The following is an 11881-nucleotide window of genomic DNA, read 5'->3' as shown; positions in this document are numbered from 1 at the left end:
GCTAGATTTTAGTTAATAAGGGTATAATTTCATCATAAATCATCAAGGTAACAATATCCCGAACCAAGTTACGATAACGAAAAATATGTGATATTACTCACTATTTTCTGTAAAATTTCATTAACTTTAGTTAGAATATCCATGAATATAAGAGCAATATCAGTCAACTAACCGTGTTCATCGACGGGGTCAGACCATTGCAGTACACGACCGGAAGGAATCTCCATGTCTAAAAGAACAATAACCGTTATTCCAGGTGATGGAATTGGACCAAGTATTATTGACTCAGCTTTAAAAATTCTAGATAAAGCTGGCTGCGAATTTGAATATGAATTTGCTGACGCAGGATTAACGGCACTAGAAAAAAATGGTGAGCTACTCCCTCAACGCACGCTAGATCTTATCGAAAAAAACCGTATCACGCTAAAAGGCCCACTGACAACCCCCGTTGGTGAAGGCTTCACCTCTATCAATGTGTCACTTCGTAAAAGATTCAGTCTTTATGCTAATGTCCGCCCAGTACTGTCATTTAACGGCACTCAAGCTCGTTATGAAAATATCGACATCATTACCGTACGAGAAAATACTGAAGGTATGTACTCCGGGTTAGGTCAAACCATTTCTGAAGATGGCAGTACGGCAGAAGCAACCAGTATTATTACCCGCCAAGGTGCAGAACAAATCACCACTTTTGCGTATGAGCTTGCTCGTAAAGAAGGTCGTAAGAAAGTCACTATTGTGCACAAAGCCAATATTATGAAATCAACCTCAGGCTTATTTTTAAAGGTCGCTAGAGAGATCAGTGAGCGCTATCCAGATATCATTACTGAAGAGATGATTGTTGATGCGACTTGTATGAAACTAGTGATGAATCCTGAAAACTTTGATGTGATAGTAACCACTAACTTATTTGGTGATATTTTATCAGATCTATGTGCAGGTTTAGTCGGCGGTTTAGGCATGGCGCCCGGTGCTAATATCGGTAAAGATGCCGCTATTTTTGAAGCCGTGCATGGCAGTGCACCGGATATTGCAGGTAAAAACTTAGCCAATCCAACATCTGTTATTTTAGCCTCAATTCAAATGCTAGAGTATTTAGCATGGCTGATAAAGCAGAGCGTATCCGCAGCGCCGTTACAGAAGTAATTGAGCAAGGTGATCGCACGACTCGTGATTTGGGTGGCACCCATGGCACCTCAGAATTTACCCAAGCGGTATTAGAGCGCCTATAAGCAATCATTATAAAAAAAGCCCGTCATAATTATGACGGGCTTTTAATCATTAGCGAGTGAATTAGTTAAAACTCACACCCTTGCTTGGATTTAACCATAAATGCACAGTGACTTCATCACGGTCATGGTATAAATGTTTTGCTTGAAGATGGAACTCTTCAATACCATTTTCTTTAAGAATTTCAGACATAGTCGCTAAGATAGTTGAAACTTCTTTATAACGGCTCTTCATCGGCAATTTAAGGTTAAAGATAGCTTCTTTAAACCAATCATTGATCGCCCATGCTTCCATTAATTCAGCAACACGTGAAGGCTTTTCAACCATATCACACACTAGCCAATAGATGTTTTTACGTGGTGGTTCAAATCTAAAACCATCGGCGCGGTAATGCTTAACCTGTCCAGTATCCATCAAGCTTTGGTTCATTGGGCCGTTATCGACAGCCGCAACAAACATACCACGACGCACAAGCTGATAAGTCCAACCACCAGGGCAAGCACCTAAATCAACCGAATTCATGCCGCTACGTAAACGCTGCTCATGTGCTTCTTTAGGAATAAAGTGTCTAAATGCTTCATCCAACTTTAATGTTGAACGGCTTGGGCCATCTGAAGGCATTTTAAGACGTGGAATACCCATATAGTAAGGTGAACTGTTATCACTTAATGAATAACCCGCATAAGCCTTACCGGGTGCCACAAAACAAACATGGATAATTGGTCGGCGAGGTGTCTCTTTAGCCAGTAAAGCACCAGTCTTTTTCAATGCTTGACGTAAAGGTACGGTAAATTTACGACAAAACGTCGATAGCTCTTTTGCTTCGTTAGTATCAGGTGTTTCAACGCGTAAATCACCTGCTTTACTCATATCGGCTAGCATTTCAACAATCGGTGTCACGCGATCAGTATCAGGCAGTAAATTCGTCAACAGTTCGCCAGCGGCAAACATTTGACGAGCAAAAATCAAGCTATCAAGCGGTAAATCACGTGCTAATTTATCTGCACCATCATCTTCAAAGCACTGATAAATAACATAGGCATCGTCACGGTTAGTTTTAACAAAACCACCGACATTTAACTCTGCTGCACGTTGTTGGATTTCTGCAGCGCAATCTTTTTCATAGCCTGCGCGGCAAAATAAAAATAGGTTTTTCATCGAGGACCCTAGGGAAATCATCTAAAGCAGGAATATAGCGTTGGCGGTATTATACTCAAGTCCAGTCAATATGCGAGTTTAAGCCAGATATATATCCAAATTACTTGAAGTTGCAGGATTCAGTGGGTATTTAATCCATTTTATGGCGCCAAATGCCCGCAGCTAATAGTAACCACGCGACTAACCAACAAGTTCCGCCTAACGGTGTAATCGGCCCCATCCATTTAACCCCTGATAACACGTAAATATAGAGTGAACCTGAAAATAACACGGTACCTGCAATAAATAGATAACCAGCCCAATCCAATAATTTTGAATGGACCCAATGACTAGCAAATGCCACTGTAATTAGTGCAAATAGATGATAAAACTGGTATTCAACCGCTAAATTAAAAATATCAATCATCTGTGGCGTTGCAATATGCTTGAGTCCATGAGAGCCAAATGCGCCCAATGCCACCGCAAAAAAACCGCTAATTGCAGCAATAATCAAAAAACCTTTACGCATAAATACCTCTTATAAATTGCGTAGATAATAAAATAGCTTGTGTTAAATTTTGTTGTTCAGTAAAGCCTGAGGCTTTTCTTGGACTATAGCTATGATCACCGTCATGTAGCCAATGTAGCTCAATATTGCTAGGGATCGGCCATTGTTCACATTGCGCCTTATTACCCATTTTATCGCGCTCACCTTGAATGATACATAATGGCGCCTGCGCCTCCATTAATGGTGTTAAGCGTGGCTCACCACCTTTTAACGGGATAAAGGGATAACCTAAACACACCACGGCATCAACTTGCTCAGTCGCAGATAACATGGCAGCCATGCGCCCGCCCATTGACTTACCCATCAAAATCACTTTTTTAGGCTTTAGTTTCTCTCTTACAGCTGCAAGTTGTGCACTAAATTCAGCCAACAACTTAGGCGCTCTATTGGCAGGTCTGCGTTTACCATCAATCGCATTATCTACCATATAGGGGAAATTAAAGCGCACGACACAAAACCCTTGCTCCACCAGTCCTTGCGCCATTGTTTGCATAAATGGATGTGTCATGCCGGCACCCGCACCATGCGCAAATAAAATGACGCAATCGCCATTACCGTCAATCAGCACATTATCCGAGTAACATTTCACTACGAGTCTCCTCTGCAAACATCTCCATCATCCACTCTCTGAATGCAACGATTTTACCTAAATCGGAATGATTTTGATGACAAACAAGATAGTAGGCATCTTTACTGACTAATACCTCTTGAAACGGACAGATTAAACGCCCCGCTTTAATATCTGGCCGAGCTAATACACTGTAGCCCAATGCCACACCTTGACCGTGAGCGGCTGCTTGTAATACTAGAGATGAATGACTAAATATCGGACCTTGGTTAACATTGGCATCGGTAATACCACATTGTCTAAACCAAGCTTGCCAATCATGACGGCCTGAATCATGCAGTAACGTATGAAATTTAAGGTCACTTGGTTTTTCTAATGGCCTTGGACCATTAAGTAACATAGGTGAACACACTGGAATTAGCACTTCATTACGAAGTTTATCGGCGCGAACGCCTTGCCAATGGCCTTGACCATAGTAAATGGCCACATCAACGTCATCAGTAAGCGAAGCGGTATCACTATCAACGGCTTTAATGCGTACGTCTACATCAGGATTTGACTCACTAAACTTGGCTAAACGAGGCACTAACCACTGAATCGCAAAACTAGGGGTCATTGCCACCGTTAATGAACCAATAGCGCTTCTTGCTAATAATCTGTCGGTCGCATCGGCTAACTGAGTAAAGATATCTTTTATATCAAGAAAATAGCTTTGGCCTTCTTCGGTTAACAGTAGCGAACGGTTTTTTCGCCTAAATAATTTTAATCCTAAGAAATCTTCTAAGGCTTTAATTTGATGACTAACAGCAGCCTGAGTCACAAACAATTCTTCGGCCGCTCTAGTGAAGCTTAGATGGCGGGCGGCTGCTTCAAATGCTTTCACAGCATTAAGCGGGGGCAGTCGTCTTGACATAGTTATCCAGCGCTCATTTTAGATTAGTTTTTCTAATCCGCATTGTTACATTTTATCGTTTGTAAATACCAGTACTTTTGATTAAATTTCACCCAGATTTTTCGATATATTTCGTTAGACGGTCTCAACATCAAAAGAGGCAATGTCTAACATAGACATTGTAACTGGAGAGACACCATGAAATTATCACACCTTTGTGCCATCATCGCTTTATCTTGCACTGCATCAACTGCTTTTGCATCAGAAAAAACTGTAGATACTTCTGATTTACAAGCATTAATTGCAGTTGAAATGGCACAAAATGTTGAAAATATTTATGCAACTCAAGAAGCTGAAATTAATAAAGAAGCACAAACGTTAGTTGAACAGTCTATTAAACAAGAGGCTGCGGCATCAACAACAGCAATGACAGAATAGCATTAGTATAATAACAAAAAGCCGCTGCAATAATTATTGCAGCGGCTTTTTTAATGCTTTAGATAAATATCCTATCCAACCAATGTTAATAGGATGTAATCAAATGCTAAGGGCGGTATACCTTAACATTGCTGTGACCTTTCTCTTGTAAGTATAACGCTTGTAATTTACTCATTACGCCGCGCTCACAGTACAATAAATAGGTTTTATCGTGACTTAACTCAGTAAATTGAGTCGCCAACTTAAAGAAAGGAATCACTTTCACTTCAGCACCATCAACAACAAGTGGCTTTTGCTCTTGCTCTTCTGGCGCACGAATATCAATAATCACTTCGTTATTAGCAACTGTATTAACCATTTCAGTTTCAGTCACTTGATTATCCATCTCTTCAGCAATCTGACGGATATCAATCGCTACAGCATCAGCAATAATACGATCAAGTAGATCTTCGCTGAACTTAGTTTCTTCATGTTCAATTTTTGACAGAACAGCTTTAACGGTTGGACGCTGTGAAATCACACCACAAAACTCTGGCATGGTTTTAGCAAAATCTTCAGTACCAATCTTACGGCTTTCATTAATGATATCTTGCTTATCCATTGCAATTAATGGGCGTAAAATTAGTAACTCAGTGCAACGGTCAATCACATTCAAGTTCGTCAGTGTTTGGCTAGATACCTGACCTAAACTTTCACCGGTAACAAGTGCTTGAATGCCCATGCGATCAGCAATTCTTGTTGCTGCACGCATCATCATACGCTTTAACACCACACCCATTTGGCCGTTATCTACACGCTCTAAAATTTCTGCAACTACAGGCTCAAACGGGACACTGATAAACTTAACTTTATGTGACTCACCATAAGTCTTCCATAAATGATAAGCCACCTGCTTTACACCGATTTCGTGTTGTGCACCACCTAAGTTAAAGAAGCAGTAATGAGTACGTGCGCCTTTCTTGATAAATTGGAAGCTAGACACGCCAGAATCAAAACCACCAGAGATAAGTGATAATACATCTTCTTGAGTCGCCATAGGGAAGCCACCCAAACCTTCAATTCGTTCTTCAACGATATAAAGGTGCTCATTATCAATCTCAAGATTAACTGTCATATCAGGGTTTTTAAGACGAACACCGGCCGCTTCAGTAAACTGATTTAAGCCACCACCTACGTAACGTTCAACTTCAATTGAGTTAAAGTCGTGGTTACCAGAGCGTCGAGCTCTAACACAGAATGTCTTACCTTTTAGCTCATCTTTAAATACGCGTAATGCGTGCTGATAGATATCATCAACAGTTTCAAACGAGTATTCATTCACTTTTAACACGTGAGCAATACCTGGAATACAAGCCAAACGCTCTGCAAATTTGTCAGCAAGTTCAGGCTTATCTGCTGGCACCATCACCATAATACGATCCCACATACGCAGAACTTTGGCGTCATCATCGACTTTTTTCAATACATTACGGATATTGGTTTCAAGCATTTTAGTAAAACGGGTTCTAACCGGCTTACTTTTCATCATGATTTCAGGGTACAGCTTAACGATAAACTTCATGGAACTTCCACAGATAAATGAATAAACAGCAATTGTTTTGATTATATACCCAAACGACTTGAAGATGCGAGGTTCAGCAACATTGAACTGATACAGGTTTGAGCCGTATTTACGGGCTTCTTTTAAACAGATGTAACAAATCAATGGGCTACTTTAGGGTTTACTGACTCATTGGAAAAATAAAATTAATTACAAACAGGCAATTAACCGCCATTCAGTTGATAAAAAAACAGGTACGCATTAGCGTACCTGTTTACAAAAAACTATCGCTTCTCTTATTCCTTATTTAGGACTACCTGTCGCCTCAATTAAGTTAGACTCTTTGGCTTGCCCTTGAGAAATAGAGATTTCAACACGGCGATTTCGCGCCCTATTTTGCTCATTGACGTTCGCAACAAGTGGGGAGTTAGAGGCCATACCCACCACTTTCATCCGTTTCGCGCTAAAACCACCAACTGTCAGTAACTCATTAGCTACCGCTAAGGCTCTGTCTGTTGATAAATGCCAGTTTGATTGATGCAATTCATTCTTAATCTGCACATTATCGGTAAAACCTGAAACCGTCACGATACCTGGAATATCTTTTAACAAGTTGCCGATTGAATGTACTACAGGTTTAAATTGATCTTGTAAAAAGCCTGAGCCAGATGAAAAACTGCCTTTCTCTCGAATACGAATAATAATTTGTTGGCCCAATGACTCAATCTCAATGGCGCCATCAACAATCTCTTGTTCCAGAATTTTAGCCATTCGTTTCACTTGCTCATTCACTTGAGCTTGTGAAATCTGCTCCGCTACTGATTTTTGCTGCGCTTTAGCACTGGTTTCACCACCACTTTGTTGACCTTGCCGCTGTTTCGCACCACCAGAGGTTGCTTGCTCACCGGCTTTATAATCCAGATTCGACTTGGTCTGCTCAGTGGTTTTTTGATTGACGACATCAATCGGTGTCGGATCGGGTCTACCCGGCCTAAATTCCAGTGCAATCACAGAGGTACCTTTGGGGATATCCTCTACCTTAATTTTATTTTGCACACCAAACGCATATTTCATTGAACCAGCAAGCTGTTTAAATTTTTTAACGTCCATCTCCGAGAATGCCAATAGCAGTACGAAGAAACACATTAACAGAGACATTAAGTCAGCAAAGGTTGCCAGCCACAAAGGAGCTCCAGCTGGAGGACAATCACACTTAGCTTTTTTAGCCATGCTTAATCTCCATCACCATCAGACTTTCGCTTGCTTTCATTGAGATAGTTTTTCAATAAGCTTTCGATAACGCGAGGGTTTTGACCATCTTGAATTGCAAGCACCGCATCCATCATTAAATTACGACTCATCACCTCTTCACCTAAACGAAGCTGCAACTTATCTGCAATAGGCAAGGCGATCATGTTAGCCACTACCGCACCATATAAGGTTGTTAATAGTGCAATCGCCATTTTGGGACCAATTGTCTTAGGGTCATCCATGCTCGCCAACATCGCTACTAGACCAATAAGGGTACCGATCATACCCATCGCAGGTGCGACATCACCAAATGCTTTAAAGATACTGACGCCGATTTTATGGCGCTCTTCGGTAAGCGCAATATCTTTTTCTAACGCATCTCGCACAACATCAGCATCATGACCATCCACCAGCATATCAATGGCTTTTTGCATAAATGTGTTGCTAATTTCAGCCTCTTCGAGCGCTAAAAAACCACCTTTACGAGCGGCATCAGCCATCGTCACAGACTGTTCAATAAGATCTTCTGGTTTATCTAATTTAAATATAAAGGCTTTAGCGGCGACTTTTACCGCACCAAAGAATTGACCAAGACTAAATTTCATCATCACCACAAAAATGGTGCCACCAATAACGATCAACACCGAGGCGAGATCGACGAACATCCCGATACCACCACTTGTCACCATGGATGCAAGAATAAATGAAAACGCGCCAACAAGGCCTATTAGGGTTGCTAAATCCACATCTGCTCCTCAATCCATCGGGGATATCGCTGATCTATGTACTTATTGACGTCATAAATCTGCAATATTTAGCTTCATGCTAGTTATTGCACGGTTATTTTCTGTCTAAAAATAACCGTCATCAAATAAGAGTTTGTGACTTTCCACTCACTGTTATCGGACAAAATTGACACAAGTTTAGCTAGATTTTCATTTTTACGTTAAAATTTTCGTTATCTACTGGATTGTTGGACAAATATCACACACAGACGTTTGACCATCACGTCACCCTGATATACCGTGTTGCTCAATTATGTCCAAACCAGTTATAGATTTAGCATTAGTGACCTCTTAACTACTTTAAAACCGATAATTGATACTCATTGATGATGATTTCATCATCAACATCAGTACACTATTTAAAGTGAGTGAAAGCCAATCACATAGGCTTAGGTATAGAACTAAGGAAATAAAAACGTGGCAAAAAAACCTGAAAATCTTAGCTTTGAAGAATCATTGGCCGAACTGGAACAGATCGTTGCAGAGCTTGAGCAAGGTCAAGTTAGCCTTGATGATGCCCTGAAACAATTTGAACGAGGCATCAAACTCGTACGTCAGAGTCAAACCAAACTCGAAACCGCCCAGCAAAAAGTGGCTATTTTAATGGCTCAAGATGATCAGGCACCATTGACCCCTTATAATGTTGAAGGTGAATAAACGTGTTAACAGAACATATTTCCCTTTACCAACAGCGTGTTAATCAAGAACTTGAATTAAACATTAACCATTTAACTGTCACCGATGAGCGCCTAAAACAAGCGATGCTGCATGGCGCTCTACTTGGCGGTAAACGTATCCGTCCATTTTTAGTGTATGCCGTTGGCGATATGCTTGGTGTATCGCTTAACACTTTAGATAAATGCGCTGCTGCAATTGAATGTATTCATGCTTATTCGTTAATACATGATGATCTGCCAGCAATGGATGATGATGATTTACGCCGTGGTCAACCGACTGTACATGTCGCATTTGATGAAGCGATGGCTATTTTAGCGGGTGATGCACTTCAGGCACTGGCTTTTGATATTATTTCAACCCCTGTTGATGGATTAACGCCACAACAACAATTAGCAATGACCAACGTTTTAGCTAAAGCAGCAGGTTATTTGGGCATGTGCGGCGGCCAAGCTATCGATCTTAATTCGACCGATAGAGCCATATCTCTGGAACAATTGACCCGATTGCATAACCTGAAAACAGGTGCACTTATTCGTTGTGCAGTAGAATTAGCAATTATTGCAGCCAAGATCTCAGCAGAACATGGCCAAGCTTTGTTAGACTTTGCTGATGCTATTGGTTTAGCTTTCCAAGTGCAGGATGATATTTTAGATATTACGGCTAGCACAGAAGAACTGGGTAAACCTCAAGGTTCGGACACACAAGCTAATAAAAGCACCTACCCTAGACTACTTGGTTTAGCAGGCGCGCAACAAACCGCAGAGCAACTTATTAAAGATGCACTATCAGCGCTGGCTAAATTACCATACAATAGCCAGTTAATTGCAGAGTTCGCCCGTTACATTATTGAGCGAAGAGTATAATAGAGACAAGAAACTCGATATGAGTCTGGACATTTCTGAATTTCCTGTGCTGGCACAGGCTAATACACCTGAAGAACTAAGACAACTTCCTCAGGCTGTGCTACCACAGCTTGCTGATGAGTTACGCCAGTATTTACTTAAATCAGTAAGTAAATCTAGTGGCCACTTTGCTTCAGGTTTAGGCACCGTTGAATTAACGGTTGCATTACATTATGTGTACAACACCCCTTTTGACCGTTTGGTATGGGATGTTGGCCATCAAGCTTATCCTCATAAAATTCTTACCGGTCGTCGTGAGCAGATGCCAACTATTCGTCAAAAAGGTGGATTACATCCTTTCCCTTGGCGTGAAGAAAGTGAATATGACACTTTCAGTGTCGGTCACTCAGGTACATCGATTAGTGCAGCAACAGCAATGGCAGTTATTGCAGCTAAAGAAGATGCAGGCCGTAAAGTGGTTGCTGTTATTGGTGATGGTGCCATCACTGGTGGTATGGCATTTGAGGCCATGAACCATGCTGGTGATCTGCATAACGATATGCTCGTTGTACTTAATGATAATGAGATGTCTATTTCAGAAAACGTAGGCGCGCTTAATAACCATTTAGCACAGCTTATGTCAGGCAGACTCTATACCACCATTCGTGAAGGTAGCAAGAAAGTATTGCAAGGCGTGCCAGTCATTAAAGAGATGGCGAAGCGTACTGAAGAACACCTTAAAGGGATGGTTGTCCCCGGCACATTATTTGAAGAACTAGGTTTTAACTATATTGGTCCAATCGATGGCCATGATGTTAATGGCATGATTGAAACCATGCGCAATATGCGTAACCTAAAAGGCCCACAGTTTTTGCATATTATGACTAAAAAAGGTCGTGGTTATGCGCCAGCTGAAGCGGATCCTATCGGTTGGCATGCGGTACCGAAGTTCAATCCATCAGAATTTAAAAAGCCAGTTGCAAAACCTGCCGATCCAACCTTCTCAGAAGTATTTGGTAAATGGTTATGTGATATTGCAGAGCAAGACAACAAAGTGTTAGCCATTACCCCCGCCATGCGTGAAGGTTCTGGTATGGTTGAGTTTTCTAAACGCTTCCCTGAACAATACTTTGATGCAGCGATTGCTGAGCAACACGCTGTAACGTTAGGGGCAGGATTTGCAGTCGAAGGCTATAAGCCTGTTGTGGCTATCTATTCAACCTTCTTACAGCGTGCTTACGACCAATTGATCCATGATGTTGCATTGCAACGTCTACCGGTTTTGTTTGCTATTGACCGTGGTGGCATTGTTGGCGCAGATGGCCCAACCCATCAAGGTGCGTTTGACTTAAGCTTTATGCGCTGTGTGCCTAACATGGTTATTATGGCGCCATCAGACGAAAACGAATGCCGTCAGATGCTATACACAGGTTACTGTTATCAAGATGGCCCTACAGCAGTGCGATACCCTCGAGGTAGTGCGACAGGTGCGGTACAAGTTGAAGAGATGAGCGCACTACCGATTGGTAAAGGCGTGCTTCGTCGTCAAGGCCAGAAAATCGCTATCATCAACTTCGGTACGACATTAGCTGCAGCACTGACAGCTGCTGAAAACTTAGATGCTAGCGTAGCTGATATGCGTTTTGTGAAGCCACTGGATCATGAGTTACTGCTTGAACTAGCTAATAGCCATGACGTGCTGGTTACTGTCGAAGAAAATGCTATCACAGGCGGTGCAGGCTCAGGTGTCATCGAATACTTGATGAGTCAAAAGATTTGCAAACCCGTACTGCAAATTGGCTTACCTGATGAGTTTATTAAGCATGGTTCACCAGAAGAAATCACCCATGATTTAATGTTAGATGCACAAGGCATTGAACAACAAATTAGAGACTATCTGGCTTAATCGCACAAAATGCTATAAAAAAGGACTGCCGCGGCAGTCCTTTTTG

11 protein-coding genes and 1 pseudogene are annotated in these 11881 nt (G+C 41.5%); 5 read left to right on the top strand and 7 right to left on the bottom strand.

Annotated elements, in window-relative coordinates:
- Nucleotides 1–225: 225 nt before the first annotated feature.
- A pseudogene (locus tag JCM15074_RS20700) lies at nucleotides 226–1232 on the top strand (isocitrate dehydrogenase).
- A gap of 61 nt (nucleotides 1233–1293) precedes the next feature.
- On the opposite strand, the gene rlmM reads toward JCM15074_RS20700, so the two are convergent.
- The 4 genes from rlmM to JCM15074_RS03410 all read right to left on the bottom strand — a co-directional run bounded on the left by rlmM (nucleotide 1294) and on the right by JCM15074_RS03410 (nucleotide 4416).
- The gene (rlmM, locus tag JCM15074_RS03425) at nucleotides 1294–2388 is read right to left on the bottom strand and encodes a 23S rRNA (cytidine(2498)-2'-O)-methyltransferase RlmM (RefSeq protein WP_025819927.1); all 1095 of its coding nucleotides are present in this window, start codon (nucleotides 2386–2388) and stop codon (nucleotides 1294–1296) included.
- Between the two features lie 130 nt (nucleotides 2389–2518).
- Entirely contained in the window at nucleotides 2519–2896 is a 378-nt protein-coding gene (locus tag JCM15074_RS03420) for a DUF423 domain-containing protein (protein WP_025819926.1), read from the bottom strand.
- Nucleotides 2889–3524, bottom strand: coding sequence for an alpha/beta fold hydrolase (locus JCM15074_RS03415; protein ID WP_025819924.1), 636 nt, complete (start codon nucleotides 3522–3524; stop codon nucleotides 2889–2891). The genes JCM15074_RS03420 and JCM15074_RS03415 overlap by 8 nt, the downstream gene beginning before the upstream one ends.
- Entirely contained in the window at nucleotides 3505–4416 is a 912-nt protein-coding gene (locus JCM15074_RS03410; protein WP_025819923.1) for a transcriptional regulator GcvA, read from the bottom strand. The genes JCM15074_RS03415 and JCM15074_RS03410 overlap by 20 nt, the downstream gene beginning before the upstream one ends.
- 177 nt (nucleotides 4417–4593) lie before the next feature.
- Between JCM15074_RS03410 and JCM15074_RS03405 the strand changes: the two genes are divergently transcribed.
- Nucleotides 4594–4833: a hypothetical protein gene (locus JCM15074_RS03405; protein WP_025819921.1), complete on the top strand. Its 240-nt coding sequence runs from the start codon at nucleotides 4594–4596 to the stop codon at nucleotides 4831–4833.
- Between the two features lie 106 nt (nucleotides 4834–4939).
- Here JCM15074_RS03405 and thiI read toward each other — a convergent pair whose 3' ends face one another.
- From thiI to pomA, 3 genes are all read right to left on the bottom strand, one after another.
- Entirely contained in the window at nucleotides 4940–6394 is a 1455-nt protein-coding gene (gene thiI / locus JCM15074_RS03400; RefSeq protein WP_025819919.1) for a tRNA uracil 4-sulfurtransferase ThiI, read from the bottom strand.
- 282 nt (nucleotides 6395–6676) lie between these two features.
- Nucleotides 6677–7603 (bottom strand): flagellar motor protein MotB, encoded by a 927-nt coding sequence (locus JCM15074_RS03395; protein ID WP_025819918.1) that lies wholly within the window; start codon nucleotides 7601–7603, stop codon nucleotides 6677–6679.
- A 2-nt stretch (nucleotides 7604–7605) separates the two neighbouring features.
- A complete protein-coding gene (gene pomA, locus JCM15074_RS03390) occupies nucleotides 7606–8370 on the bottom strand; it encodes a flagellar motor protein PomA (RefSeq protein WP_025819916.1) in 765 nt (254 codons plus the stop codon).
- Nucleotides 8371–8826: 456 nt separating this feature from the next.
- On the opposite strand from pomA, the gene xseB reads away from it, so the two are divergent.
- From xseB to dxs, 3 genes are read left to right on the top strand one after another with little or no spacing between them, the layout of a single operon-like run.
- Nucleotides 8827–9066, top strand: a complete 240-nt coding sequence (xseB, locus tag JCM15074_RS03385; RefSeq protein ID WP_025819915.1) for an exodeoxyribonuclease VII small subunit — start codon at nucleotides 8827–8829, stop codon at nucleotides 9064–9066.
- A gap of 2 nt (nucleotides 9067–9068) precedes the next feature.
- Nucleotides 9069–9950, top strand: a complete 882-nt coding sequence (gene ispA / locus JCM15074_RS03380) for a (2E,6E)-farnesyl diphosphate synthase (protein WP_025819913.1) — start codon at nucleotides 9069–9071, stop codon at nucleotides 9948–9950.
- A 19-nt stretch (nucleotides 9951–9969) separates the two neighbouring features.
- A complete protein-coding gene (gene dxs / locus JCM15074_RS03375) occupies nucleotides 9970–11835 on the top strand; it encodes a 1-deoxy-D-xylulose-5-phosphate synthase (protein ID WP_025819912.1) in 1866 nt (621 codons plus the stop codon).
- The last annotated feature ends 46 nt before the right edge of the window (nucleotides 11836–11881 follow it).

It is taken from the genome of Shewanella marina JCM 15074 (assembly GCF_000614975.1).
In the GTDB taxonomy this organism is placed as follows: domain Bacteria; phylum Pseudomonadota; class Gammaproteobacteria; order Enterobacterales; family Shewanellaceae; genus Shewanella; species Shewanella marina.
The sequence above is the reverse complement of the archived record's forward strand: the minus strand, read 5'-3'. Positions and strand labels throughout refer to the sequence as shown.

Excerpts from the sequence above, each read along its gene's own strand:
- rlmM (WP_025819927.1), bottom strand. The coding sequence starts at position 2,388 with ATGAAAAACCTATTTTTATTTTGCCGCGCAGGCTATGAAAAAGATTGC.
- JCM15074_RS03420 (WP_025819926.1), bottom strand. The coding sequence starts at position 2,896 with ATGCGTAAAGGTTTTTTGATTATTGCTGCAATTAGCGGTTTTTTTGCG.
- JCM15074_RS03410 (WP_025819923.1), bottom strand. The coding sequence starts at position 4,416 with ATGTCAAGACGACTGCCCCCGCTTAATGCTGTGAAAGCATTTGAAGCA.
- JCM15074_RS03405 (WP_025819921.1), top strand. The coding sequence starts at position 4,594 with ATGAAATTATCACACCTTTGTGCCATCATCGCTTTATCTTGCACTGCA.
- thiI (WP_025819919.1), bottom strand. The coding sequence starts at position 6,394 with ATGAAGTTTATCGTTAAGCTGTACCCTGAAATCATGATGAAAAGTAAG.
- JCM15074_RS03395 (WP_025819918.1), bottom strand. The coding sequence starts at position 7,603 with ATGGCTAAAAAAGCTAAGTGTGATTGTCCTCCAGCTGGAGCTCCTTTG.
- dxs (WP_025819912.1), top strand. The coding sequence starts at position 9,970 with ATGAGTCTGGACATTTCTGAATTTCCTGTGCTGGCACAGGCTAATACA.